Source organism: Marinibaculum pumilum (assembly GCF_042646425.1).
In the GTDB taxonomy this organism is placed as follows: Bacteria; Pseudomonadota; Alphaproteobacteria; order Ferrovibrionales; family Ferrovibrionaceae; genus Marinibaculum; species Marinibaculum pumilum.
This window is the reverse complement of record NZ_JBHRTR010000013.1, coordinates 62,011-86,383: the sequence shown is the minus strand read 5'-3', so window position 1 is coordinate 86,383 and position 24,373 is coordinate 62,011. Positions and strand designations below refer to the sequence as shown.

At 69.8% G+C, this 24,373-nt stretch carries 22 protein-coding genes; 13 read left to right on the top strand and 9 right to left on the bottom strand.

Translation table 11 applies throughout. The annotated features are described in order from the left end of the window. Window positions 1–7 precede the first annotated feature (7 nt). Window positions 8–481, bottom strand: a complete 474-nt coding sequence (locus ACFOGJ_RS04545) for a PaaI family thioesterase (protein WP_379898494.1) — start codon at window positions 479–481, stop codon at window positions 8–10. Window positions 482–609: 128 nt separating this feature from the next. On the opposite strand from ACFOGJ_RS04545, the gene ACFOGJ_RS04540 reads away from it, so the two are divergent. Next, the gene (locus ACFOGJ_RS04540) at window positions 610–1,299 is read left to right on the top strand and encodes a helix-turn-helix transcriptional regulator (RefSeq protein WP_379898492.1); all 690 of its coding nucleotides are present in this window, start codon (window positions 610–612) and stop codon (window positions 1,297–1,299) included. A gap of 11 nt (window positions 1,300–1,310) precedes the next feature. Here the strand turns inward: ACFOGJ_RS04540 and ACFOGJ_RS04535 are convergent, their stop codons facing one another. The 7 genes from ACFOGJ_RS04535 to ACFOGJ_RS04505 form a co-directional block, all read right to left on the bottom strand. After that, entirely contained in the window at window positions 1,311–1,571 is a 261-nt protein-coding gene (locus ACFOGJ_RS04535) for a hypothetical protein (protein ID WP_379898491.1), read from the bottom strand. A gap of 36 nt (window positions 1,572–1,607) precedes the next feature. Continuing rightward, window positions 1,608–3,422: a ShlB/FhaC/HecB family hemolysin secretion/activation protein gene (locus ACFOGJ_RS04530; RefSeq protein WP_379898490.1), complete on the bottom strand. Its 1,815-nt coding sequence runs from the start codon at window positions 3,420–3,422 to the stop codon at window positions 1,608–1,610. 128 nt (window positions 3,423–3,550) lie between these two features. Beyond that, entirely contained in the window at window positions 3,551–9,250 is a 5,700-nt protein-coding gene (locus ACFOGJ_RS04525; RefSeq protein WP_379898489.1) for an MBG domain-containing protein, read from the bottom strand. Between the two features lie 431 nt (window positions 9,251–9,681). After that, the gene (locus ACFOGJ_RS04520; protein WP_379898488.1) at window positions 9,682–9,891 is read right to left on the bottom strand and encodes a cold-shock protein; all 210 of its coding nucleotides are present in this window, start codon (window positions 9,889–9,891) and stop codon (window positions 9,682–9,684) included. Window positions 9,892–10,048: 157 nt separating this feature from the next. Then, a complete protein-coding gene (locus tag ACFOGJ_RS04515) occupies window positions 10,049–10,531 on the bottom strand; it encodes a CinA family protein (protein WP_379898487.1) in 483 nt (160 codons plus the stop codon). 25 nt (window positions 10,532–10,556) lie between these two features. Beyond that, a complete protein-coding gene (locus ACFOGJ_RS04510) occupies window positions 10,557–11,921 on the bottom strand; it encodes a glutamate--cysteine ligase (RefSeq protein WP_379898485.1) in 1,365 nt (454 codons plus the stop codon). A 162-nt stretch (window positions 11,922–12,083) separates the two neighbouring features. Beyond that, window positions 12,084–12,830 carry a 16S rRNA (uracil(1498)-N(3))-methyltransferase gene (locus ACFOGJ_RS04505; RefSeq protein ID WP_379898483.1) on the bottom strand — a complete coding sequence of 249 codons (747 nt, stop codon included), beginning with the start codon at window positions 12,828–12,830 and terminating at the stop codon, window positions 12,084–12,086. A gap of 146 nt (window positions 12,831–12,976) precedes the next feature. Between ACFOGJ_RS04505 and ubiA the strand changes: the two genes are divergently transcribed. From ubiA to ACFOGJ_RS04445, 12 genes are all read left to right on the top strand, one after another. Beyond that, on the top strand, window positions 12,977–13,906 hold the full coding sequence (ubiA, locus tag ACFOGJ_RS04500; protein ID WP_379898482.1) for a 4-hydroxybenzoate octaprenyltransferase: 930 nt from the start codon (window positions 12,977–12,979) through the stop codon (window positions 13,904–13,906). A 24-nt stretch (window positions 13,907–13,930) separates the two neighbouring features. Further along, window positions 13,931–15,439 (top strand): UbiD family decarboxylase, encoded by a 1,509-nt coding sequence (locus ACFOGJ_RS04495; RefSeq protein WP_379898480.1) that lies wholly within the window; start codon window positions 13,931–13,933, stop codon window positions 15,437–15,439. Further along, on the top strand, window positions 15,430–16,944 hold the full coding sequence (locus tag ACFOGJ_RS04490; RefSeq protein ID WP_379898479.1) for an adenylate/guanylate cyclase domain-containing protein: 1,515 nt from the start codon (window positions 15,430–15,432) through the stop codon (window positions 16,942–16,944). Before ACFOGJ_RS04495 ends, ACFOGJ_RS04490 begins: the two co-directional genes overlap by 10 nt. 262 nt (window positions 16,945–17,206) lie before the next feature. Next, window positions 17,207–18,466, top strand: a complete 1,260-nt coding sequence (locus ACFOGJ_RS04485) for an ABC transporter substrate-binding protein (RefSeq protein ID WP_379898478.1) — start codon at window positions 17,207–17,209, stop codon at window positions 18,464–18,466. 98 nt (window positions 18,467–18,564) lie between these two features. Continuing rightward, window positions 18,565–19,425: a branched-chain amino acid ABC transporter permease gene (locus ACFOGJ_RS04480; RefSeq protein ID WP_379898477.1), complete on the top strand. Its 861-nt coding sequence runs from the start codon at window positions 18,565–18,567 to the stop codon at window positions 19,423–19,425. 1 nt (window position 19,426) lies between these two features. Continuing rightward, window positions 19,427–20,503, top strand: coding sequence for a branched-chain amino acid ABC transporter permease (locus tag ACFOGJ_RS04475; RefSeq protein ID WP_379898475.1), 1,077 nt, complete (start codon window positions 19,427–19,429; stop codon window positions 20,501–20,503). Beyond that, window positions 20,500–21,237 (top strand): ATP-binding cassette domain-containing protein, encoded by a 738-nt coding sequence (locus ACFOGJ_RS04470; RefSeq protein WP_379898472.1) that lies wholly within the window; start codon window positions 20,500–20,502, stop codon window positions 21,235–21,237. Before ACFOGJ_RS04475 ends, ACFOGJ_RS04470 begins: the two co-directional genes overlap by 4 nt. Continuing rightward, window positions 21,234–21,953: an ABC transporter ATP-binding protein gene (locus ACFOGJ_RS04465; RefSeq protein WP_379898471.1), complete on the top strand. Its 720-nt coding sequence runs from the start codon at window positions 21,234–21,236 to the stop codon at window positions 21,951–21,953. The genes ACFOGJ_RS04470 and ACFOGJ_RS04465 overlap by 4 nt, the downstream gene beginning before the upstream one ends. Window positions 21,954–21,987: 34 nt before the next feature. Continuing rightward, the gene (locus ACFOGJ_RS04460; RefSeq protein ID WP_379898470.1) at window positions 21,988–22,284 is read left to right on the top strand and encodes a putative quinol monooxygenase; all 297 of its coding nucleotides are present in this window, start codon (window positions 21,988–21,990) and stop codon (window positions 22,282–22,284) included. Between the two features lie 71 nt (window positions 22,285–22,355). Further along, complete coding sequence (locus tag ACFOGJ_RS04455; RefSeq protein WP_379898469.1) at window positions 22,356–22,691, top strand: hypothetical protein; 336 nt, start codon at window positions 22,356–22,358, stop codon at window positions 22,689–22,691. An 84-nt stretch (window positions 22,692–22,775) separates the two neighbouring features. Beyond that, window positions 22,776–23,318, top strand: coding sequence for a helix-turn-helix domain-containing protein (locus ACFOGJ_RS04450; RefSeq protein ID WP_379898468.1), 543 nt, complete (start codon window positions 22,776–22,778; stop codon window positions 23,316–23,318). Between the two features lie 4 nt (window positions 23,319–23,322). Further along, window positions 23,323–23,883: a GNAT family N-acetyltransferase gene (locus ACFOGJ_RS04445; protein WP_379898467.1), complete on the top strand. Its 561-nt coding sequence runs from the start codon at window positions 23,323–23,325 to the stop codon at window positions 23,881–23,883. Here ACFOGJ_RS04445 and ACFOGJ_RS04440 read toward each other — a convergent pair. Next, window positions 23,873–24,304 (bottom strand): YybH family protein, encoded by a 432-nt coding sequence (locus tag ACFOGJ_RS04440; RefSeq protein ID WP_379898465.1) that lies wholly within the window; start codon window positions 24,302–24,304, stop codon window positions 23,873–23,875. The two genes, ACFOGJ_RS04445 and ACFOGJ_RS04440, sit on opposite strands and share 11 nt — an antisense overlap. Between the last annotated feature and the right edge of the window lie 69 nt (window positions 24,305–24,373).

Below are 24,373 nucleotides of genomic sequence, written 5' to 3'. Positions count from 1 at the left end.
ACCTGGCTCAGTCCGGCCCGGGCTGCACCGCCGGCGCCCCGCCGCCCAGCGCCCGGGCCGCTTCCAGCACCCTTGCACTACTGGTGGCGCGGAGCAGCACCCGGCCCTCGGCATCGACCAGCTCGCCCTCCAGGAAGGCGATCGTGCGCCCCGCCTCCACCACCCTGGCGCGCCCTTCCAGCGGTCCGGGCCGGACCGGCGCCAGGTAGCTGACATTCATGTCGATGGTCGTGCAGTACAGGCGCCCGCGGCTCGCCACCACCAGCGCCGGTCCCATCGTGTCGTCCAGCATCGCCGCCAGCAGCCCGCCCTGGATCAGGCCCGCCGGGTTGCAGAATTCCGGCCTGCCCTCGAACCCCACCCGGATCCGGCCGGCGTCCGGGTCCTGCTCGATCAGGCGCCAGCCCAGCAGGCGGGCGCAGGGCGGCATCGGCATGCCCAGCAGGTCCGGATCCGCTCCGGTCTCGGCGTCTTGCGTCATCGCGGCACTCCCCTGTCGCAGGATCTTCGTCGAACCATGGTCATGCGCGCAGTGTAGGCGCATCCTCCTGACAGCTGTCTGTCAGGAGCGTGGCGGCAGCTTTGGACATTGCAGCGAGGAGGCCCGGCATGCGCCGCGCCGACCGCCTGATCGAACTGGTGGGATATCTGCGCGCAGGCCAGCCGGTCACGGCGGACGCCCTGGCGCTGCGCCTCGAGCTATCGGTGCGCACCGTCTATCGCGATATCGCGGCCCTGCAGGGGCAGGGCTTCGCCATCGACGGCCAGGCCGGCATCGGCTATCTGGCGCGGGCGCCGCTGGACCTGCCGCCACTGACCTTCGACCATGACGAGATGGAGGCCCTGGCGCTGGGCCTGGCCTATGTGCGGCAGGTCGGCGACCGCCCGCTTGCCGCGGCGGCGCGATCGGCCAGTGTCAAGATCGAAGCCGCCCGCCGGCTGGCAGATCCTACCCGCCCCGCCCTGCGCGCCGTGCAGAAGCCCCATCGCCGCGCGCCGGGCTTCGCCGCGGCGCTGCGACGCGCGGTCCGCGAGCGCCGGCTGGTCAGCTTCGCCTATCGCAGCCAGACACAGGCGGAGACGCGGCGACGGGTCCGCCCCCTGGCGCTGACCGCCTTTTCAGACGGCTGGCTGCTGGTCGGCTGGTGCCTGCTGCGGGAGGATTTCCGGCTTTTCCGGCTGGACAGGATCAGCGACCTGGAGGTGCAGCCGGACCGCTTCGACGACGAGCCCGGGCGCGACCTGGCCGCCTACACGGGCCTGCGCGGCGACGGCAGGCCGGCTGGGCGGGCGGGATAGCCCCGGCAGCTTCACCTGCAGGACATGTTCATCGTCGCCGACAACGCGGCAAGCTCGCCAACCGCCTTCGGCGAGAGGCTGAGGGCGGCACTGTCAGCCGCCGTCACCTGCGCGACCTGGGTCGCGGCGTCCAGCGTGCCCTGGGCCGTATCGGCCTCCTCCGTGTCATTCGCATTCTCCGCGCGGACCCTGTTCAGGTCTCCCGGCGTGCTGCAGGCCGCCAGGGCAAGCTGCAGGCCGATGACGGCCAGGCATCCGATCGATCGCATCATTGCATCCATCCTCCGGTCCATGCGGGCCCTGCCCGTTCAGAACGTCACCACGATGCGGCCATCGACCCTGACATCGCCGCGCCTGGTCGACGGCGCGTCGGAGAGCGCCAGCCCGACCGAGGCGCCGGCATGCAGGAACTGGCCGAGGCTGTAGTCGAAGCCGCCGCCGACACCGGCCATGTTGGTGCGGTTGCGACCGCTGCGATCGGCCGGACCGCCGTCGAAGGCATAGCCGCTGGCCATGTCCAGGAAGAGATAGGGGGAGAAGCGGTCGTCGATGGCGAGGCCCGCATCCGATGCCGCCGCGCCAAAGACGGGGCCACCCGGCAGCTGCAGGGTGTCGCGCAGGATGAGGCCGGTATCCAGGCTGCCGTCTGAGAGCGTGTAGCCGCGGGCGGCATAGACGCCGCCCGGCGCCAGCTGCTCGATATCCGGCAGCGCCTGGCCGGCGAACTGCCCGATCAGGGTGGTGCGCAGGGCCAGACCCGGCAGCACCGGCAGCGGAGTCGTGCGGTTCATGGTGCCGGCCAGGTAGGTGTAGCGCGCCTGGTCCACCACCCCGTTGGAATAGAGATACCAGTCCTCGGTGGTATTGCCGCCGACAATGCCGCCCGGATTGTGCACCAGCTGCAGGTCGATGGCGGTGTCGCCCAGGCCGCGCAGCACCCCGCTCCAGCCGATCGACATGTCGAACACCGCGGCGGAGCCGCGCGCCACCTCCACCCCCGAGAACAGGGTGCTGCGTGTCTCCCATTTCGGCGCCACACCGATATAGGCGTCGCCCCAGCCGGCCAGTGCCGGCACCAGGTTGGACAGGGCGGAGATGTAGCGGACCGGCAGTTCGAAGGCCGTGGTCTCGAAGGCGAAGGTCCCGGCCTCGATCGTCTGGCGGGTGGCGACGAAGTTGGGCGCCACCTCCAGCGCCTGGCGGGCGAATGGCGTGAAAGTGAAGCGTGCGGCATGGCTGGCATAGCGGGGCCAGTTGCCGTCGCTGAGGGCCAGGCTGGAGGGCCTGCGCAGGACGCCGCTGTCGATGGTCAGCTGGTAGGCGATCGTCAGATCCTGCAGCGGTTCGAAGCCGGCATTGAAGCCGACGAAATAGCGGTCGATGCCGGTGCTGCGGGTGCCGGAATTGGACCAGCCGGCATAGCCCAGCCACGGCCGATAGCGGGAGACTTCCAGGTTCAGGTCGCTGATACCCGGCTGCGAACCCGGCTCGAACACGCCGTTGACCTGGCGGAACGGATAGCGGTTCAGCCAGTCGAGATCCTCCATAACCTGCGGCGCCTCGATCAGGGTGCCAGGGGTGACCCGCAGGTCGCCGGCCAGTTCGGGATCCGCGGGCCGCAGTTGCGGCACGCCCTCGCCGGCAGCCGTGCGGGGCCCGGTTCGCACCACCACCTCGCCGGCCCGGAAGGGCAGAACCTGGAGGCGCAGGATGCCGGAGGAAATGTCCTGCTCCGGTGGCGTGACGGAGACGAAAGGCCGGCCTGACCGACGATAGACCGCGACCACCGCCGCTTTGATCTCCTCGATCAGGCGCAGCGACAGCGGCTGCCCCAGGAAGCGGCCCAGGGCCGCTTTCAGGTCGGCCTCCGCCACGCCGTCGACGTCCACGACCGTGATCCCCGGTGCCGGCGGCGCTGCAACCGCCGGTCCGCCCCCGGTGCGCACCCGGCCGGCGGCTAGGCCCTCCAGCCGCACGCCGGCAAGGCTCACGCCGATGGGGGCGTCCGAAACCTCCGCCGGGGCCGCCGCGTCCAGCTCGATCCTGCCTTCCCCCGGCAGGTCCAGCGGCAGATTCCGTTCCAGGGCCGGCGCGGTCTGGGCATGGGCCGGCGTGCCGGCCATGACCGGGCCGGCGATGGCCAGGCAGAGGGCTAGGCCGGCGGCGCGGCGCGAGAGGCTTGCTGGTGGGGTGCGGCACCGCGATGACCCGAGCCGTGACACCGGCGGCAGGAAGGGAACAATCAGACCTGTTACATGGTGCATGCTTCGATCGTCGACTCGGTTTCGTCACTCTCCTGGACCGGTGCGGCCAGGACCGTCAGGAGGGCGCTCCGGTAGGTCAGGTCGTAGTTCGACGCGACGTCGAGACCGCCGCGCCACAGGCCGTCCAGCATGATGTCGTAGCTGCCCGGGACGGAGGCCTGGTCGGCGGTGGTGGCCAGCGAGATGGCGTCGCCGCCGGCCAGGCTGCCCTGCGCGATGGCGAAGACCAGTTCCGGGTTGGCGGTGCCGAAGGCGCGGCTCCGCTGCATCGCGGTCACCGCGATCGGACGCTGCGTGACCTGCAACTGCCCCTCGGTGAAGCTCAGGCTGTAGTTCGACGAGGCCGCCAGGCTGCCCTGCGCGATGGCATAGCTGCCGACGGGAGAAGCGGTGCCGGCCGCCGTGGCCAATGCCCCGCCCAGCAGGTCGCCGTTCGCCAGGCCGGCGCCGCCGACCTGATAGGTCAGGCTCGGGTTCGCGTCGCCATAGCTGCGGCTCAGGGACTCCGCCGTCACCGTGATCGGGCGCTGCGTGACCTGCAGCTGCCCCTCGGTGAAGCTCAGGCTGTAGTTCGCGGTGGCCGCCAGGCTGCCCTGCGTGATGGCATAACTGCCGACCGACGATGCCGCGGTGGCCGCCGTGGCCAGCCCGCCGGACAGGGTGTCGCCGTTCGCCAGGCCGGCGCCGCCGATCGTGTAGGTCAGAGCCGGGTTCGTGTCGCCATAGCGGCGGCTCTGCGGGTCGGCTGTCACCGCGAGCGGCCGCTGCGCGACCTGCAGCTGCCCCTCGGTGAAGCTCAGGCTGTAGTTCGCGGAGGCCGCCAGGCTGCCCTGCGTGATGGCATAGCTGCCGACCGACGATGCCGCGGTGGCCGCCGTGGCCAGCCCGCCGGCCAGGGTATCGCCGTTCGCCAGGCCGGAGCCGCCGATCGTGTAGGTCAAAGGCGGATTGGCATCGCCATAGACCCGGCTCTGCGCATCGGCAGCGACGGAGATCGGCCGCGGCAGGACCGTCAGGGTGCCGGCGCCCTGGGTGGTGACGAAATAGCCCGGCACGGTGAGGCTGGTCGCCGCGCCGCTGCCGTCGATGGCAACGACATAGCCGCCGGCATTGGAGGTCGCCGTCGGCACCGCCCCGGACAGGCCGGCACCGGCCGCGAACAGGCTGCCCAGGTTGTCGCCCGGGCGCAGGCTGCCCGCGGTCAGCAGCGGCTGCGCCAGGTCCGGGTTGCTGTCGCCATAGAGCCGGCTGTCGGTGCCGCCGAACGAGATCCGCGCGGCATCGGCGGGGTCCAGCAGGCCGTAGCGGATCAGGCCGGAGGCATCGGTCATCCGGATTTCCGCCCCCGGCCCGCCGGTGATCGTGTCGGCGCCTTCCGTCGCCCAGGTCACGGCACCGCCGGTCGAGGTCAGCGCCACCGCGGGGACGCCGACGAACAGATCGCCGCTGTAGATCTGGCTGCCCGTGGTCGTGATCGAGGAGGAGAAGGCGATCGCGGTCCCCGCACTCGGCCCCGCATCCAGGACGGTCAGCGAGGGGGCGGAGATCGCGCCCAGCATGATGCCGCCGCTGTCGTTGGCCGCCCGGCCGGCACCGTCGGCGAGTTCCAGGTCCATCGCCCCGCCGCTGGTCAGGGTGGCGGCAAGGGTATCGATCACTGCAGGGCCGGCGGCGCGGTCGGCCTCGACGACGCCGGCGGCCTGCGGCGTGTTGGCAATCAGGGTCAGGGTGCCGCCGACCCGGATGTTCGCCCCGACATTGATCGACCGTCCCGCTTCCAGGGTGAGCGACGCGACACTGCGATTGTCGGCGAGAACGGGGCTGGTGACGAAAATATCGTTGGAGGCCTGCAGGGCGAGGTCGGTGCCGGAATCCAGGACGCCTGTCACCGCGCTGGGTGCGATGGTGATGTCCTGACCCTGCGCCCGCGCGAAGATCAGGCCGCCGGTATCGGCGTTGATGTCCAGCATGCCGACCACGGCCCGGCCTTCGAACGGAGAGCCCACGATCAGGGTGGTATCGCCCTCGACGTTCATAGCGCCGCCGAACAGCTCCATCGTCGCGCCGCCGGTCATCGCGTTCACGCCGGAGATCGCGCCGGTCGTGCCGGCGGTGCCGTCGCCCACCGCCACGGCCCCGGCATCGAGGAGGACGCCATTGTCCCAGGACGGGCTGGCCAGGGCATAATCGCCGTTGCTGAGCGCCAGGACGGTGGTCCCCTGCAGGTCGTCTGTCGTGCTGCCGAACAGGGAGTTGGCGGCGCTGACGGCGCCGAAGGTCCCGGCCGCCCCGTCGCCCCAGGTCGCCGCGCCGGCACGATCGACGACACCGTTGATCCATGACGAACTGAGAACGACGTAATTGCCGTTGGTCAGGGCGGTGACGCCGCCATCGGCAACCTGGTCGTTGGGCGTGACGCCGACCAGGGAATTGGCGGAGGAGACAGCGGCCGCTGTCGCGGCGGCGCCCGTGGCCCAGGTGGCCGCACCGGCATCGACGCTTCCGGCGCTGTCGAACAGCGGGCTGGCAACGACGTAATTGCCGTTGTCCAGCGCCGTCACCCCGCCGAAGCCGATCTGGTCGCTGGCCGTGCTGCCGACCAGGGAATTGGCGGCCGAGACCGCGCCCGACGAACCCGTCGCGCCGTCGCCCCAGCTCGCCGCGCCGGCATCGACGATGCCGCCATTGTCCCAGAACGGGCTGGCGGTCACGTAATTGCCGTTGCTCAGCGCCGCCGCGCCGCCGTTGCCGACCTGGTCTTCCGGCGTGCTGCCGACCTGAGAGTTGACCGCCGTGACCGCGCCGGAGGTGCCGACGGCCCCGTCGCCCCAGGTCGCCGCGCCGGCATTCGCGATGCCGCCATTGTCCCACAATGCGCTCAACACGAGGTAATTGCCGTTGGCCAGCGCCACCACTCCGGTCGCAGCGACCTGATCCTCCGGGATGGTCCCGACCAGGGAGTTCGCCGCCGCCACCTCACCGACCGAACCGGCCGCCCCGTCGCCCCAGGTCGCGGCGCCGGCGTCGGTGAGGCCGCCATTGTCCCAGAGCGGGCTGGCGACGACATAATTGCCGTTGGTCAGGGCCGTCACGCCGAAGCTGCCGACGAGGTCATTTGCATTGCTGCCGACCAGAGAATTCGCGGGGTCGACTGCGCCGGTCCGGCCGGCCGCGCCGTCGCCCCAGGTCACCGCACCGGCAGAGATCACGCCGCCATTGTTCCAGGCAGGACTGACGACGACATAGTTGCCGTTGGCCAGTTCCACCACGCTGCCGCCGCCGACCTGATCGCCCAGGGTCGAGCCGACCAGCGCCCGCCCCGCGGTCACCGCACCGACCGTGCCGCCGAGACCGTCCGCCCACATCACGGCGCCGACATTGGGGGTGAAGGCGTCGAAATTGTCCCAGAACGGGCTGGCGACGACGAAATTGCCGCTCGACAGCGCGGTCACGCCGCCGCTGCCCACATTGTCCGACGCCGTGCTTCCCACGATGGAATTCGCGGCAGTGACCGCACCGGCCGTGCCTCCGACACCATTGCCCCAGGTCACGGCGCCGGTATCGGCGACCCCGCCATTGTCCCAGTTGGGGCTGATGGCCACGTAGTTGCCGTTGGCCAGCGGCACGACGCCGTTGATGCCGACCTGGTCGGCGGGTGTGCTGCCGACCAGCGAGTTTGCCGCCGATACCGTGCCGTTGATTCCGGTGGTGCCGCTGCCCCAGGTCACGGCGCCGGCATTGACGACGGCACCATTGTCCCAGGACGGGCTGGACACGACGAAATGACCGTTCTCCAGGGCGGTTACGCCGGTGCCGACCTGGTCGTCGGGGGTGCCGCCGATCAGGGTGGACAGCAGCGCGCCGCTGCTTTCGTCGAACAGATAGACCGCACCGGCATCGGCCCCGCCGGCATCGTCGTTCGGCGCCGTCACCACGACGGTGTCCGTCTGCAGGTGGACGATGGTGTTGCCGAAGCTGTTGTTCGGGCTCGGGTTCGGATCCACCAGCGGATATTGGGGAAAGATGCCGGTGAGGTCGGAAATGGTGATGTCGCGCGGGTCCAGCAGCAGGGCGCCGGCACGACCCTGCGGCGCGCCGGCATCCGCCGTGCCGCCCATCGCCACCTGCCCCTTGGACGAGACCTCGATCAGGCCGCCATCGCCGCCGGTCGCGCCGCCCCGGGCGCTGGCCCGGCCGAAAAAGCCGGTCGCCTGGTCCGACCAGAGCACGACCAGGCCGCCATCGCCCGCCGTCCAGGCATCGGCGCGGATGCCGGTCGCCGCGGAGGCGTCGAGGGTCGCGGCATGGCGCAGCCCGCCATCGCCGCGCAGGCCGCCGCCCAGCAGGATCGTGCCGCCGCCATGGGCACCGCCGGCATCGAGGCGTGCCGCCGCCAGATCGATATCGCCGCCCTGCAGCTCGATTCTGCCGCCGCGTCCCCCGCGCCCGGTGGCGGCGATCAGGCCGGAGGTGAACAGCCGCTCCGCCGACACCGCGATCGTGCCGCCATCGACCGCCCCGTCCGCCCGCAGGCCAGCGCCGGCGATCTCGACATAGCTCTCGGCGGCCCGCACCCGGACCGTGCCTGCTTGGCCTTCGCTGGCGCCGGCAGCGGCAATGCCGGCGTTGAGGATCGCCCGCCCGCCAATGTCCACCGTGCCGCCCCGCGTGCCGCCGGCGCGGATCGACCCGGTGTTGACGACCAGGTCGCCCTGCACCGACACCGACCCGCCGGGGCCGCTGTCGCTGGCAGCCGAAAGATCGCCGCCCACTGTCACGGTATCGCCGGACAGCTCGATCGCGCCGCCGGGGCGGGCCCCTTCGCCGCCGGCAGCCAGGGCGGAGATCCGGCCGCCCGTCGTCACCTTGCCGCCGCCGCCGGCGGTCAGGAAGATCCGACCGTCGCGTCGGGCGACGCCGGTCGCGGCGATCACCCCTTCGGTATTACCCGCCAGGGCATAGACATGGCCGCCATTGGCCCGCAGTTCCGCCACCGCGGCGCGGACGGCACCGTCGCTGCGCACCTCCGTCCCCGCGCCGCCGACCTTCACGGCGAAGCGGCCGCCATCCGTCATGGCGTCGCTGACCAGCACCTCGTAGCCCGCGGCCAGGGCGGCGGTGCCGTTCGGCGCCTCGATGCTGCCGCTATTCTCCACCCGCCGCGCGATCAGTGCCACGTCGCCGCCCGAGGCGCCGATCTGCCCGGCATTCACCACCGCCGCGTCGGAGCGGCCGGCAAAGGTCAGAGGGCCGCCGCGCAGGAAATCCCCGTCGGCGATATCATGTGTCGAGGCGATGAAGCCGCCGCCTGTAGCGATGCGGCCCGTGCTGCCGACGACGATGCCGGCCGGATTGACCAGATAGACGGAGCCGGTGGCCGACAGCCGGCCGTCGATGCGCGAGGGCAGCGCGCCGGCCACCCGGTTCAGCGTGGCGCCGGCGCCATTGCGGAAAGCGACCTCGCCGCCCTGGCCGACGGAAAAGCTCTGCCAGGAAAGGATGGCGCGGGCGGAGGTCTGATCGACCACCATGCGGCCGGCAGCCGGCTGCGAGACCGTCGCGGCGCCATGGGTCACCTGGCCGCCGGCCGGCAATTCCTGGGCGGCAAGCGGCGCCAGGGGGGCCAGGCCGAAGACCAATGCCGTGCCGGCCAGAAGACGGGTTTGCAGCCCGTATCGATTGTTCATCGCGGTCATCCGCGTCACTCCCGCAGTCACGGATCGAACCGTGCGGTGGTGACCACAGACAACGAAATTAGTATTGCAGGCCTATTTCGTCTTTATTTCGGTTTCTTGAGCTAAACCGTTTTCACGAAATTAAAATAATCGGCCCGTCGCGGCGCGCGATTCTGGAAACGATTTCTTGATCTGTTCAGGGAATTGGCCCTGCGCTGCCGGCGCCAGAAATCCGCGCTCAGGACAAGGAGGAGCGGGCCGACACAGAGGTAGCCGGCCGACACAGGGGCCGCGACGACACAGGGGCCGCAACACCAAAGAGGCCGGCCGGGAAAGAGGCCGGGCCGCGGCACGGCCGCCACTGGGGCGCCCGCACCGTCCGGACCGGCCCCGCCGATCCGTCAGCCCCGTGTCGGGGCGGGCCCGGAATCAGCCGTCAGCGCTCAATCGAGCGCGACCAGGTTCTCCGCGGCCTGCTTGCCGTTGCGGCCGGTCACCAGTTCGTATTCCACCTTCTGCCCCTCGCGGAGGGACGCCATGCCGGCCCGCTCCACCGCGGAGATGTGCACGAAGGCATCCGGCCCGCCGGCGGACGGCTCGATGAAGCCATAGCCCTTCGTCGCGTTGAACCATTTCACAGTACCGGTCGGCATCTCTCTCCTTCCTGGCGCGGTAGCGCACCGTCATGCTGCGGATCCGCGCTCCGCCCACCAGCCGGCACCAAGCCGGCCGACCGGAGCGGACCGCTCAACCTCAGGGAAATCCCCGTCTGGAAAACCCAGGGCTCCGCCGTGGTTCCATCGCCGCCGGTCAGTCCTGTCGCAGGACCCGCTCGAGCAGGTCCAGGGCGGCGATGCCGAAAAGGCGCATGTTCTCCACCCTGTCGTCAAGGCCGGTCTGCACGGTTTCGGCCAGTTCCACCGGCCCGGCGACGGCGATGCCGGCATGGCCCGGCGGATGGCCGTAGCGACTGCCCGTCGGACCCGCGACGCCGGATTCGCCGATCGCCCAGTCGGCCTCCAGCCGCTCGCGGATCGTGCGGGCGGCGACCAGGGCATAGCTCTCCGTCGCGCCCTTCGCCTTCACCTCCCGGTCGGAGAGGCCCAGCAGGGCGCGCCGCGCCGGCCGGGTGTAGATCACGCCGCCGCCCAGATAGAAGGCCGATGCCCCCGGCACCGCCAGCAGGGCGGCGGAGATCAGCCCACCCGCCGCGGATTCCGAAACGGCGAGCGTCTGTTCCCTTGCCTTCAGGATCTCCGCGATCCGTGAAGCGGCCGGCAGCAGCCTGTCCATCGCACGTGCCTCCCGGAAGTGCCCGTCAATAGGCCTGTTCGGTGAAGATCGGATCGACCGAGCCACCCCAATGCTTCTCGTAGCGGGCCAGCAGGTCCTCCGCCGGGGTGCGGCCGCTCTCCACGATCGCGTTCAGGGGGTCCAGGAAACCGCTCTCGTCGTCACCGGAGGCGTTGCGGCGGCCGCGGCGCCGCAGGCCCGCTTCCGCGATCGCCAGCACGTCCCGCGAGACGTCCCGCAGGGTCCGGTCGTCGATCCTGGCGCGCAGGCCCTGCCGGGGCACCTCGGACCGCAGCCGCTCGATCTCCGGCACCGGCCAGTCCTTGACCAGCTGCCAGGCGCTGTCCTGCGCCACGCTGTCATACAGCAGTCCGACCCACAGCGCCGGCAGGGCGCAGATCCGCATCCACGGCCCGCCATCGGCGCCCCGCATCTCCATGTAGTGCTTCAGCCGCACCTCCGGGAACAGGGTCGTCAGATGGTCGTGCCAGTCGCCCATCGTCGGCCGCTCCCCGGGCAGCGCCGGCAGGCGGCCGTCCATGAAGTCGCGGAAGCTCTGCCCGGACGCGTCGATATAGCGGCCGTCGCGGTAGACGAAGTACATCGGCACGTCGAGGACATGCTGCACGTAGCGCTCGAAGCCCATGCCGTCCTCGTGCACGAACGGCAGCAGGCCGCAGCGGTCGGGATCGGTGTCGGTCCAGATATGGCTGCGATAGGACAGGAAGCCGTTGGGCTTGCCCTCGGTGAATGGCGAGTTGGCGAACAGCGCCGTGGCGACCGGCTGCAGCGCCTGGGAAATGCGGAACTTCTGCACCATGTCGGCCTCGCTCTCGAAGTCGAGGTTCACCTGGATGGTGCAGGTGCGGAACATCATGTCGAGCCCCAGATCGCCCTTCTTGGGCATGTAGGCCTTCATGATGCCGTAGCGGCCCTTGGGCATGACCGGGATGTCCGCCCGCGTCCATTTCGGCTGGAAGCCCAGGCCGAAAACGCCGGTGCCGAGTTCCGAATCCACCGCCTTCACCTGGTGGAGATGGTCGTTCACCTCCTTGCAGGTGTCGTGCAGGGTGGCGAGCGGCGCGCCGGACAGCTCGAACTGGCCGCCGGGCTCCAGGCTGACCGACTGGCCATCGAGCTTCAGGCCGATGATCGTCTCACCTTCCAGGATCGGTTCCCAGCCGAAGCGGGTCAGGCCGGAGAGCATGGCATGGATGCTTTTCTCGCCCTCGTAGGGCAGCGGCCGCAGGGTATCGAGGTCGAAGGCGAACTTCTCGTGCTCGGTGCCGATGCGCCAGGCGGCGCGCGGCTTGCACCCCGATTCCAGGTCGGCGACGAGCTGGGCGATATCGGTGATCGGTTCCGGCGAGGAACGGGACGGACCGGACATTTACGCTGCCCCCCTGAGAGCTGCCCGGTACCTGCAGCGCCGGAGAGGGCGGCGCCGGGCTGGATTCTGCCCCGACGCCATGTCCGGCAGACGGGCCTGATGTCCGGCCCTGTAGCGAACATTGCGTATGCACGCAAGTGGCGGAGGCCGCCGGTGCGGCCCTCAGCCCGCGCCGCCGCGCCAGGCGGCCAGCAGCGCCAGTGCCGCGATGCCGGCCGTCTCCGCCCGCAGGATGTTGGCTCCCAGGTCCAGCGCGCAGGCTGCCGGATGCGCCCGCACCGCCGCCCGCTCCTCCGCGTCGAAACCGCCCTCCGGCCCGACGAGGACGGCCGGGACCGCCCCGTCCGGCATCGCCGACAGCAAAGCCGGCGCAGGCCGATCCGCCCCCATCTCGTCGCAGAACAGCAGCGGCTGGCCGGCGGGCCAGCCCTCCAGGAACGCCGCCAGCGATGTCACCATCGAAATTTCCGGCAGGTCCAGCCGCTCGCATTGCTGGGCCGCCTCGCGCGTCACTGCGAGCGCGCGGTCGACGCGCAGGTCCTTCATTTGGGTATGGGCGGTGATCACCGGAACCAGATGCGCGGCGCCGAGCTCGGTCGCCTTCTCCAGCAGCCAGTCCATGCGCTGGCGCCGGATCGGCGCGAAGGCCAGCACCGGCCCCCGCGCGACGGTCTGGGTCCGCAGCTGCTCCGCCACCTGCAGGGTTGCGGAGCGCTTCGCGTTTACGGTGATCTGCGCGGACCATTCGCCATGCCGGCCGTTGAACAGCCGTAGGCTGTCGCCGACGGTCATGCGCAGCACCCGCAGCACATGATTCGCATCATTGCCGAGCAGCATCACTTCGGCGCCGGAATGCAACGGCTCGGCGACGAAAAGCCTGGTGCGGATGCGGTGCCGGACCTCGCTCATGCAGCCTGCCCTATCCTGTTCCCCGAACCCGGCCGCGCCTCGTTCGCGGCCGCAAGCCGTGATAAGACCGGCACCGGACGAGGACAATACAAGGATGAACGGGAGGGCCGCTGCCGCGGACCTTCCGCGACAGGCACGACCCGGCCATGACCGCCCATATCGCAGACGCCGCGCGCGACAACTGGATCATCCGCTTCAGCCCGGATCCCTGGCGCCCCTATCTGGAGCTGTCGCGGCTGGACCGGCCGATCGGTACCTGGCTGCTGCTGCTGCCCTGCTGGTGGTCGGTGGCGCTGGCGATGCCGGGTTCGCCGCTGGAACTGGCGCGGCTGCTGCTGCTGTTCGGCATTGGCGCGATGGCGATGCGCGGCGCCGGCTGCACCTTCAACGACATCGTCGACCGCCGCTTCGACGGCATGGTGGAGCGCACCCGCAACCGGCCGCTGCCGTCGGGCCGCGCCAGCGTGCGCGGCGCCTGGATCTGGCTGGGCGTCCAGGCGCTGGTCGGCCTGGCGGTTCTGCTGCAGCTGACCCCGATGGCGGTCTGGCTGGGCATCGGCTCGCTGGGCCTGGTGGCGATCTATCCCTTCATGAAGCGCTTCACCTGGTGGCCGCAGCTGTTCCTGGGCCTGGCCTTCAACTGGGGGGCGCTGATGGGCTGGGCAGCGGTGACCGACGGGTTCGCGGCGGCGCCGGCGGTCCTCTACCTCGCCGGCATCTTCTGGACCCTGGGCTACGACACGATCTACGCCCACCAGGACAAGCAGGACGATGCCCTGATCGGGGTGAAATCCTCCGCCCGCCGCCTGGGTGGCGCGACCCGGCCCTTCCTCTGGGCGGTCTATGCCATGACCATCGTCCTGGTCGCCCTGTCCGGCTGGTTGGCCGGCCTCGCCTGGCCGCTCTACCTCGCCCTCGTCCTGCCGGCGGCCCATATGGCATGGCAGACCGTACGGGTCGACATCGACGACTGGCAGGATTGCCTGAACAAGTTCCGCGCCAACAAGCTGACCGGACTGCTGGTGCTGGCGGCCATCGCCCTCGGCCATCTGGCCGCGGCACCGCTGCCGCTCTGAGCGCCGGCACCGGGACCCGCCGCCATGCCCTACGCCTCCCTTCGCGAATTCATCGACCGTCTGTCGGCGGAGAACCGCCTGGTGCGGGTGCGCGAGCCTGTCTCCACCGTGCTGGAGATGACGGAGATCCAGACCCGCCTCCTGGCCGAGGGCGGGCCGGCGGTGCTGTTCGAGCATCCGGTGATGCCGGATGGCAACCGCAGCGACATGCCGGTGCTGGTGAACCTGTTCGGCACCGTGGAGCGGGTCGCCTGGGGCATGGACAGGACCCCGTCGGAACTGCGCGCGGTGGGCGAGACCCTGGCCTTCCTGCGCCAGCCCGAACCGCCCGGCGGCTGGCGACAGGCGCTGGAGATGCTGCCGCTGGCGAAGACCGTCTTCGCCATGCAGCCGAAGACCGTGAGCCGCGGCCCGGCACAGGAGGTGGTGCAGGAGGGCAGTGCGATCGACCTGACCCGCCTGCCGGTGCAGACCTGCTGGCCGGGCGAGCCGGCGCCGCTGATCACCTGGCCGCTGGTGGTCACAAAGGGCCCCGGCGATGCGCGCGAGGACAGTTTCAACCTGGGCATCTACCGGATGCAGGTGCTGGACCGGAACCGCACCATCATGCGCTGGCTGCGCCATCGTGGCGGCGCGCAGCACCATGCCCGCTGGGGCAAGGCGAAGCGCGAGCCGCTACCGGCGGCGGCGGTGATCGGCGCCGATCCGGGCACCATCCTGGCCGCCGTCACCCCGGTGCCCGACACCCTGTCGGAGTACCAGTTCGCCGGCCTGCTGCGCGGCCGCAAGGTGGAGCTCGTGCCCTGCCGCACGGTGCCGCTGAAGGTGCCGGCGGAGGCGGAGATCGTCCTGGAAGGCCATGTCAGCCTGGACGACTATGCCGACGAGGGGCCCTATGGCGACCATACCGGCTACTACAACGCGGTGGAACGCTTCCCGGTCTTCACCGTCACCGCGATCACCCGACGGCACCGGCCGATCTACCTGTCGACCTTCACCGGACGCCCGCCGGACGAGCCCAGCGTGCTGGGCGAGGCGCTGAACGAGGTCTTCATCCCGCTGCTGCAGCAGCAGTTCCCGGAGATCGTGGATTTCTGGCTGCCGCCGGAAGGCTGCTCCTACCGGATCGCCGTGGTCTCCATGCGCAAGGCCTATCCCGGCCATGCCAAGCGGATCATGATGGGCGTCTGGTCCTATCTGCGGCAGTTCATGTACACGAAATGGGTGATCGTCGTGGACGACGATATCGACGCGCGCGACTGGAAGGACGTGATGTGGGCGGTGTCCACCCGCATGGATCCTGCGCGCGACGTGACAATCGTCACTGACACACCGATCGACTACCTTGATTTTGCGAGTCCGGACTCCGGTCTTGGCAGCAAGATCGGCCTGGACGCCACCAACAAATGGCCGCCGGAAACGAAGCGTGACTGGGGCGAGAAGATCCGCATGAGCCAGGACATCGTCGACCGGGTCGACCGGCTCTGGCCGCGCCTGGGCCTGCCCGGATCGGGACGCGCGATATGGCGCTGAAGCGGTCGGCGCAGGCCGCCACGGGGGAGGCCGACCGCCGCCGGCCCGCGCACGAACCCCTGCCCGACCCGATTGCGGAGGATGCGGAGGTCGGCCGGCGCTGGATCTTCTATCTCCGCCTGGCGGTGATCGGCGTCGTCGCGCTGTTCGTCGTGCTGGATGCCAACTGGCCGGCCGGCATCTTTCCGCTGGTGCTGCTGGCTGCGCTGGTGGTCACCGGCTGGCTACCGCTGGTCTTCGCCGGCCAGGGCCGCGGCGCCGTGGCCATGCGCTATGGCCTGACAATTGCCGATTCCGCCCTGGTCACCGCGGCGATCCTGCTCCCCAATCCCTGGGAGAACCAGTGGGTGCAGATGGCGGTGCAGTTGCATGGCAGCGAGCATGCCTTCCTCTACCTGCTGATCGTGGCCGCCGCCTTCAGCTATTCGCCGCGGGTCACCACGATCGCCGGCGCGAGCGCCGCCCTTGCCTGGCTGATCGGCGGCGTCTGGATCGCCTCCAGCGTCGGCATGACCGGGCCGATGGCCTATCGCGAATGGCTGGAGCTGTCGCCCGAGGCGCGGGCCGCGGTGGCGGATCCGCGGCTGCGGGTCGACCTTGTGGTCCTGCTCGGCCAGGCCGGCCTGCTCGCCTTCACCGGGCTGGTGCTGGGTTTCGGACTATACCGCGCCCGCCGGCTGATGGACCGGCTGATCCACCGGGAACGGGTGCATGCCGCGCTCGACAATCACTACCGGCCCGAACTGGTCGTCGAGCTGGCCCGCATGCGCGAGCCGTTCGCCCGCCCGCGCGCCCTGAACGCCGCGGTGCTGGTGGTTTCCTGCCCGGGCCTGGCCCGCTCCCTCATCGAAATGCCGGCCGACGGGGCCTTCGCCGACCTGCGCCGGTTCCATCGCCTGGTCATGGATGCTGTGTTCGACGCCAACGGCGCGGTGAACCGCAGCGAGACCGACGCGGTGGTCGCCACCTTCGGCACACCGCGCAGCGGACCGGAGGATGTCCCCAACGCGGTGGACACCGCCACCGCGGTGATGCAGGCCGCCGCAGAATGGAACGCGGAGCGGCGCCATCTGGGCGCCCCGACGCTCGACTTCCGCCTGGTCCTGCATCATGGGCCGGTGACCTTCGGCAATGCGGGGGATGCGACCCGCTGGCGCCTCGCCAGCTTCGGCCGCGCCGTCGAGGAGGCGGGCGAACTGGTCCAGGTCGCCAGCACCCTGGATGCCTACCTGCTGGTCAGCCGGCGCTTCATGGACCTGCTGGAGGCAAAGGCGCCCGGCGCCCGCCGGCGGCTCGGCCAGCTGGAGGAGATTCCGCCGCCGGCCGGCCCGCGGTCCGGCCGCGGCGGCATTCCGGTGGCTGCCTATGTGCCGCGGCCGCCGGACCCCTCCTTCGCCGGCATCGATGTCGGCCGGGTGCCGCAGCCCACCCGCCCGGTGAGCCCCCTGCAGCCTGTCGATTCCCGGGGCGCCCGGGACGACGAGGAGCCGTCCCCCGAGCGGTGATTCAGGCGCGCTGAATCAGGCGAGGCAGGCGCGGCGGCGCCAGGCACCCTGCGGCGACCGGCGGCGCCGCGCGCAGCCAGGGCCGCGCCCCTGCACCGTGGGGAAACTTGTTTTCATTTGAATGCAAACCTGCATATGCGAAGATGCCGGCCGCCCTGGCAGCAGCCGCACGCTCCGCGCTATCCTCGCGACGGCAGCGGCGCCGGCCGGGCATGCGGACGCGCCGACCCGTACCCAAACCTTCGAAGGGGGGACAGAGCCGATGAGGACGACGAGACGCAGCTTCCTGGGACGTGCGGTCCTGGGCGCCGCGGTGGCGGCGATCGCCGCCACCGGACTGAGCGATGCCCAGACCGCCGCCGCGCAGGACAAGGAGCCGATCAAGGTCGGCCAGATCCTCGACCAGACCGGCGGCCTGAACATCTACAGCCTGAAGCAGATGAAGGCCTCGCAGATGGCCGTCGACGAGATCAACAAGAACGGCGGCTTGCTGGGCCGGCCGGTCGAGCTGATCTTCTACGACAGCCAGTCGAACAACCAGTTCAACTCCCAGTACGCCACGCAGGCGCTGCTGCGGGACAAGGTCGACGTGATCCATGGCGGCATCACCTCCTCCTCGCGTGAGGTGATGCGGCCGATCGTGCAGCGCTTCAACGGCCTGTACTTCTACAATTCGCTGTACGAGGGCGGCGTCTGCGATCGCCGTCACGTGAATACCGGCATGGTGCCGGCGCATCAGCTCGAGGTGCTGATCCCCTACGTGATCAACGAGCTGGGCGACAAGAAGAGCTACATCCTGGTGGCCGACTACAATTACGGCCACATCACCGCCAAGTGGATGCAGAAGATCATCAAGGAGAATGGCGGCGAGGTCCTCGGCGTCGAGTTCATCCCGCTGGATGTGTCGAACTTCGCCCCGATGATCGCCCGTATCCAGGAGGCCAATCCCGACGTGGTCTATTCGGGCCTGGTCGGCAGCGCGCATATCGCGTTCTACCGCCAGTTCGAGGCGACGATCGGCAAGGACAAGATGACCCTGGCCTCGTCGACCTATGGCGTCGGCCGCGAGCAGACCGAGCTGTCGCCGGAAGAGGGCGAGGGCATCATCATCGCCACCTCCTTCTTCGACGGGCTGGACACCCCGGCCGCCAACGACTTCGTCGAGCGTTTCAAGGAATATTCCGGCGAGGACGAGTATATCGGCGAATATGGCGAGTACGGTTATCGCGGCATCATGCTGTGGGCCGAGGCCGTGAAGAAGGCCGGCTCCGCCGAACCCGACAAGGTGATCGAGGCGTTGGCCTCCGGCGACGTCAAGTATGAGGGCGCCGGCGGGCTGTACACCATCGACGGCCAGACCAATCACACGACGATGGACATCCACATCGTGAAGGGCAACGACAAGGGCGGCTTCGATCTGATCAAGTCGTTCGAGCAGCGCCCGCCGTCGGACACCCAGGCGGTCTGCGACCTGCACAAGAACCCGAACGACACCACCCAGTACGAGCCCGAGGTCCAGTAACCGACCGGGCGACTTGAGATGCGGGATGTTCCGGGCCGGGCCGGCAATGCCGGCCCGGCCCTCCCGTTCCTGACCGGTCCAACGCGCGGGGGGCGCGGGTGCAGACTGTCCTGATCTATGCCTACCAGATCGGCTTCTCGATCAGCATCTTCGTGCTGATCAGCCTGGGTCTGGCGGTCATCTTCGGCATGATGAAGGTGATCAACCTGGCCCATGGCGAGTTCATCATGCTGGGAGCGATGGGCTGCACCCTGATCAGCACCCTGGGCGTGCCGCTCTGGCTGTCGATCATCGGTGCCGGCCTTGTGGTCGGCGCCATCGGCATCGTCGCCGAACGGCTGGTGATCCGCTTCCTCTACGGCCGGGTGCTGGACACCCTGCTGGCGACATGGGGGCTCAGCCTGCTGATCATCGGCCTGGTCACCACCATCCTGGGGCCGCAGACCACCAGCGTGCCGCAGGACCTGGGCAATGTGTCCCTGCTCGATTTCACCATGCCGATCTACAACCTGACTCTGATCCTGGTCGCCGCGGCGCTGCTGGGCGGCACCTACCTGCTGTGGCGCTATACCCGGGTCGGCCTGATCGTGCGCACCACCATGCAGAACCCGGAGATGGCGCGCGCCATCGGCCTGAACACCGACCGGGTCTACATGCTGACCTTCGGCTACGGCGCGATGCTCGCCGGACTGGCCGGCGCGGTGATCGCGCCGATGTTCGGCGCCGCGCCGACGATGGGCGTGTTCTACATCGCCAAGGCCTTCATCACCGTGATCTCCGGCGGCCACATGCCGCTGCTCGGCACCCTCACCGCCTCCGGCCTGTTCGGCACCATCGACGGGGCGGTCGCCTTCGCCACCGCCTCCGTGGTGGGCGAGATCACGGTCCTGGTCGTCGCCATCGTGCTGCTGCGGCTGCTGCCGCAGGGCATCACCGGCCGCTTCCGGCGGGGGCTCTAGGATGGCGACGGAAAAGCCCGGCAGCACGCCCTTCGCCCTGACCCCGCCCGGCCAGCGCCCGGGCTGGTCCTGGTGGGGCGCCGTGATCGGCGCCGCAGTCCTGATGCTGCTGTTCCCGGAAACGGCGGAACTGGACGTCCTCTACGACACCTCGATCCTGTTCGTCTTCGCCATCCTGGCGCTGTCGATGGGCTATCTCTGGGGCTTCGTCGGTATCCTCAGCCTTGGCCAGACCGCCTTCTTCGCGCTGGGCGGCTATACCTATGCCGTGCTGTCGCTGAACACCGGGGAGACGACAGGCGCGGCCCTCGCCGCGATCGCCCTGCCCGCGGCCTTCGCCGCCCTGCTCGGCTATTTCATGATCTATGGCCGGATCAGCGACATCTATCTCAGCGTGATCACCCTGGTGGTCACCCTGATCCTGGAGAAGGGCATCCGCGCCACCTCCGGCGAGCAGTTCGTGATCGGCTCGGTGCGGCTGAACGGGCAGAACGGCATTCCCGGCCTGCCCGCGCTGCAGGTGCCCTGGGATCCCGGCACCACCCTGTTCATCGACGGCGTCTACTACCTGGCCGCGATCCTGCTGGTGCTGGTCTATGTCGGCCTGCGGCTGCTGCTGACCACCGATTTCGGCCGGGTGCTGGTCGGCATCCGGGAGAACGAGCGCCGGGTCAACCTGCTGGGCTATGACAGCCGCCGCTACAAGCTGGCGGTGTTCACCCTGTGCGGCGGCATCGCCGGCCTGGCCGGCGTGCTCTACGCCGTCTGGGGCGCCTTCGTGGCGCCGGAGATGGCGAACCTGAACCAGGCGGCCCTGCTGATCATCTGGGTGATCGTCGGCGGCCGCACCGCGCTGATCGGCCCGGTGATCGGCACCGCGCTGATCGTCTACCTGACCAACTGGCTGGGCACCCAGGGTGTCGGCCAGGTCACCCTGGTGATGGGCGCGATCCTGACCGTCTTCGTCCTGGTCTTCCGCCGCGGCCTGGTACCCACCCTCTCCGAGGTGCTGGTCTGGCTGCAGGAGAAGCTGCGCGAAAGCCGGCCGCAGCAGGGCGGCGGGGAGCAGCGGCCATGAGCGCGGCAATTGAGGGCGGCGACCTGCTCCTGCAGACGCAGGGGCTGCGCAAGAGCTTCGGCGGCGTGCATGCCATCGACGGGGTCGACTTCCGGCTGGGGCGCGGCGAGTTGCGCTGCCTGATCGGCCCGAACGGCGCCGGCAAGAGCACCTTCTTCAAGATGCTGACCGGCCAGTACGTGCCGACCGCCGGCAGCATCCTGTTCGAAGGCGCCGATATCGCCGGCGCCGAGGCGCATGACATCGGCCGCCGCGGCATCGGCATCAAGAACCAGGTGCCGGACGTGTTCGACGGCGTCTCCGGCCGCGAGAACATCTATCTCGCCGCCCGCTACGCCCATCCCAAGCGCCGTGCCGGCGCCATGGTGGACGAGGTGATCGACCGGCTGGGCATTGCCGGCTTCGTCGACGGCCAGGTTGGCGAACTGGCGCATGGCCAGCGGCAATGGGTCGAGATCGGCATGGTGATGGCGCGGGAACCGAAGCTGGTCCTGCTGGACGAACCGTCGGCCGGCATGAGCGCGGAGGAGACCCACCGCACCGCCGAGCTGATCAAGGAGATCAACCGCACCGCCACGGTGGTGGTGGTGGAGCATGACATGCAGTTCATCCGGCAGATCGCCACCATGGTCACGGTGTTCCACCAGGGCCGCATCCTGGTGGAGGAGGTGGTCGACAAGGCACTCGCCGACAGCCGCGTCCGCGACGTCTATCTGGGACGGGGGGTGGCATGAGCCTTCTGTCCGTCAGCGGCCTGCGCTCCGGCTATGGCCGCATCCGCATCCTGGACGGCGTCGACCTGGATGTCGGCCAGCAGGAGTTCGTCGGCATCCTGGGCCATAACGGCATGGGCAAGACCACCCTGCTGCGCACCCTGATGGGCTACCTGCCCGCGCAGGAGGGCAAGGTGGTGCTGGACGGCACCGACATCACCCGCATGTCGACCTACCGCCGCGCCCGCCAGCGCATCGGCTTCGTGCCGCAGGGCCGCGAGATCTTCCCCGACCTCACCGCCTGGGAGAATTTGCGGGCCGGCGCGCTGATCGGCGGCCGGACAGGGGCTGAGGAGGCGCAGGCGATCGAGCGGGTGGTGGAGACCTTTCCCCGGCTGAAGCCGCTTCTGGACCGGCCCGGCGGCGCCCTGTCGGGCGGCGAGCAGCAGCTGCTGGCACTGGCCCGCTGCCTGTGCGGCAATCCGCGGCTGATCCTGCTGGACGAGCCGACGGAGGGCATCCAGCCGTCGATCATCGAGGAAATCGTCGACCGCCTCTCCGCCCTGAAGGCGGAGGGCGGGCTGGCGCTGATCCTGGTGGAACAGAACCTGGATTTCATCCGTGCGCTGGCGGAGCGGGTCCTGATCATCCACCGCGGCCGCATCACCCGCAGCGTCGGGCCGGAGCAGCTCAACGATCCCGAGCTGGTCGCCGAGTTCGTCGGCATGAGCGGCTGACGACGGCACAACGAGACCGAGGAGCCCCGCAGCCATGATCTCCCTGACCGCCGTCCTGCGCGTGAAGAAGGGCCACGAGGCCGAGGTGAAGGCGGCGCTGATCAGGGTCGTCGACCATGTCCGCGCCAACGAGCCCGGCACGATCGCCTATTACGCCGGCCAGGACGCGAAGGACCCGCAGGTCTTCAACACCTACGAACGCTATGCCGACATGGCGGCGCTGGAGGCCCACAACAATTCCGCCGCCGTGGCGGAGTTCTTCTCCATCGCCCAGCCGGTGCTGGACGGCGACCCGGTGGTCGTAATCAGCGAGGAGATCGCCGAGAAGTAGACGATGCGGCCCCGTCCGGGCCGCGCAGGTACTGGACGGGGCAGTCCCGCCCGTAACACCCTTGCACCGCCATGCTTCTCCACCTCTCCTACACGATAAGACGCCGCTGGTTCCGGATCGGCCTCAACCTGGTGATGATCTTTGTCGGGCTGGAGCTGATCGAATATGCCTATGCCACCCAGTACTACTTCTCCGAATCCCGGCTGATGAAGGACCTGCCGGTGCTGGAGGCGATGTACATCGCCTTCATCGCCGGACTGTTCCCGAACTACGCGACCTCCATCGCCGACATGGTGATGGACGTGAATATCCGCAGCTGGCGCCAGATCCTGGCTGTCGGCACCTTCCTGCTGATCACCTTCCTGCTGAACGTGCTGGTGATCTGGGTGTCGATCCGCTTCGTTTGAGGCAGCGCGCTGCTCCATTGCGCATCATCCCATATGCGTGATATTTTCCCAAATATGGGAAGCGAGATCGCGGATGACGGGAGCTTGGACCTGCGGATCGCCGGGCGCCTGAAGGCGCTGCGGGCGGAACGCGGCTGGTCGCTGGAGGCCCTGGCCGGCCGCAGCGGAATCAGCCGCGCCACCCTGTCGCGGCTGGAGAATGCGGAGGTCAGCGCCACCGCCATTGTGCTGGGCCGGCTCTGCGCCGCCTACGGCCTGACCCTGTCGCGGCTGATGCACATGGTCGAGGCGGGCTTCCCCGCCATCGTCCGCCGCGACACGCAGCCGCTGTGGGTGGATCCGGACACCGGCTTCCGGCGCCGCGCCGTTTCGCCGCCCGCGCAGGCCCTGGCGGGCGAGGCGCTGGAATGCGAGCTGGCACCCGGCACCACCCTGACCTACGACCTGCCGCCGCGCCCCGGCCTGGAGCATCACCTGCTGCTGCGCGAGGGCCGGCTGACCGTCACTGTCGACGGCCACGACCATGCCCTGCAACCGGGCGACTGCCTGCGCTACCGCCTGGACGGGCCCAGCGCCTTCGTCACCCCGGCGGATGCGGGTGCCCGCTACCTCCTGTTCATGGTGTGAGACGATGACCCTGCCGGCGGATATCGCGATCGCCCCCTGCCCCGCTGCTGTACTGGCGGAAGACCTGCCCGCCTTCGGCGCGCTGCTGCACGCCTGCGTGCATGCCGGCGCCAGCATCGGCTTCATCCTGCCCTTCGCGCCGGCGGAGGCGGAGGCGTTCTGGCGCGACCGGGTGCTGCCGCCGCTTACGGCCGGACACCGGGTGCTGCTGGCGGCCCGCGCTGCCGGGCGCCTGGTCGGCACCGTGCAACTGGGCACCGACACCATGCCGAACCAGCCGCACCGGGCCGATGTCGCCAAGCTGATGGTGCATCCGGACTGGCGGCGGCGCGGCATCGCCCGCGCGCTGATGGTCGCGCTGGAGGCCGAGGCCCAGGCCCGCCGCCGCACCCTGCTGACCCTGGACACCCGCACCGGCGACGCCGCGGAGCCGCTCTACCTGTCGATGGGTTATCGCATCGCCGGCCCGATCCCCGGCTATTGCCTGCACCCCTCGGAAGACCGGCTGGAAGCCACGACCATCATGTACAAGGCGATGGCCGCCGGGACCGCGGCTACGGCATGAGGTCGACGGCCGCCCGGAAGCTGCCGTCCATGTAGAACGGCACCGACTGGTGCAGGTGAACGATCCGCCAGCCGGCCTCGAGCCGGCGGAAGCAGAGGGTCTGCCGGAACCAGAGGCCGGCATCGCTGCCGTCGGTCTTCGTGCCGTCGAGTCGGGTCAGGAAATGCGCATGGCCAAGATCGCCGCCGGCGGCGATCTCCAGGTCGCGCAGTTCGTATCCCAGGCCCCCCTGCCAGGTGTCGAACCAGGCCTGCAACCCTGTCGCATCGGTGCTGTCCGATACCAGCGGCGGCGCCAGGGTGAAAGCCGTCAGGCCGGAGGCGCCGCACGCCACTACCGCCGCCGCATCCTTGTCCTTGAGGGCCTGCACCCAGCCTTCGATCAGCGCGCGCAGCGCCGCCACATCGTCATTGCCATGCATCTTTCGGCTCCTTCCGCCGGATCCGGCCGATGGCCGGCCGTCGCCCAAAGGACGCTACCGGTCGGACGG

Bases quoted from the DNA above. Each gene is read 5' to 3' on its own strand.
- ACFOGJ_RS04545 (WP_379898494.1), bottom strand. From the start codon at position 481: ATGACGCAAGACGCCGAGACCGGAGCGGATCCGGACCTGCTGGGCATG.
- ACFOGJ_RS04540 (WP_379898492.1), top strand. From the start codon at position 610: ATGCGCCGCGCCGACCGCCTGATCGAACTGGTGGGATATCTGCGCGCA.
- ACFOGJ_RS04535 (WP_379898491.1), bottom strand. From the start codon at position 1,571: ATGATGCGATCGATCGGATGCCTGGCCGTCATCGGCCTGCAGCTTGCC.
- ACFOGJ_RS04530 (WP_379898490.1), bottom strand. From the start codon at position 3,422: ATGGCCGGCACGCCGGCCCATGCCCAGACCGCGCCGGCCCTGGAACGG.
- ACFOGJ_RS04525 (WP_379898489.1), bottom strand. From the start codon at position 9,250: ATGAACAATCGATACGGGCTGCAAACCCGTCTTCTGGCCGGCACGGCA.
- ACFOGJ_RS04520 (WP_379898488.1), bottom strand. From the start codon at position 9,891: ATGCCGACCGGTACTGTGAAATGGTTCAACGCGACGAAGGGCTATGGC.
- ACFOGJ_RS04515 (WP_379898487.1), bottom strand. From the start codon at position 10,531: ATGGACAGGCTGCTGCCGGCCGCTTCACGGATCGCGGAGATCCTGAAG.
- ACFOGJ_RS04510 (WP_379898485.1), bottom strand. From the start codon at position 11,921: ATGTCCGGTCCGTCCCGTTCCTCGCCGGAACCGATCACCGATATCGCC.
- ACFOGJ_RS04505 (WP_379898483.1), bottom strand. From the start codon at position 12,830: ATGAGCGAGGTCCGGCACCGCATCCGCACCAGGCTTTTCGTCGCCGAG.
- ubiA (WP_379898482.1), top strand. From the start codon at position 12,977: ATGACCGCCCATATCGCAGACGCCGCGCGCGACAACTGGATCATCCGC.
- ACFOGJ_RS04495 (WP_379898480.1), top strand. From the start codon at position 13,931: ATGCCCTACGCCTCCCTTCGCGAATTCATCGACCGTCTGTCGGCGGAG.
- ACFOGJ_RS04490 (WP_379898479.1), top strand. From the start codon at position 15,430: ATGGCGCTGAAGCGGTCGGCGCAGGCCGCCACGGGGGAGGCCGACCGC.
- ACFOGJ_RS04485 (WP_379898478.1), top strand. From the start codon at position 17,207: ATGAGGACGACGAGACGCAGCTTCCTGGGACGTGCGGTCCTGGGCGCC.
- ACFOGJ_RS04475 (WP_379898475.1), top strand. From the start codon at position 19,427: ATGGCGACGGAAAAGCCCGGCAGCACGCCCTTCGCCCTGACCCCGCCC.
- ACFOGJ_RS04470 (WP_379898472.1), top strand. From the start codon at position 20,500: ATGAGCGCGGCAATTGAGGGCGGCGACCTGCTCCTGCAGACGCAGGGG.
- ACFOGJ_RS04465 (WP_379898471.1), top strand. From the start codon at position 21,234: ATGAGCCTTCTGTCCGTCAGCGGCCTGCGCTCCGGCTATGGCCGCATC.
- ACFOGJ_RS04460 (WP_379898470.1), top strand. From the start codon at position 21,988: ATGATCTCCCTGACCGCCGTCCTGCGCGTGAAGAAGGGCCACGAGGCC.
- ACFOGJ_RS04455 (WP_379898469.1), top strand. From the start codon at position 22,356: ATGCTTCTCCACCTCTCCTACACGATAAGACGCCGCTGGTTCCGGATC.
- ACFOGJ_RS04445 (WP_379898467.1), top strand. From the start codon at position 23,323: ATGACCCTGCCGGCGGATATCGCGATCGCCCCCTGCCCCGCTGCTGTA.
- ACFOGJ_RS04440 (WP_379898465.1), bottom strand. From the start codon at position 24,304: ATGCATGGCAATGACGATGTGGCGGCGCTGCGCGCGCTGATCGAAGGC.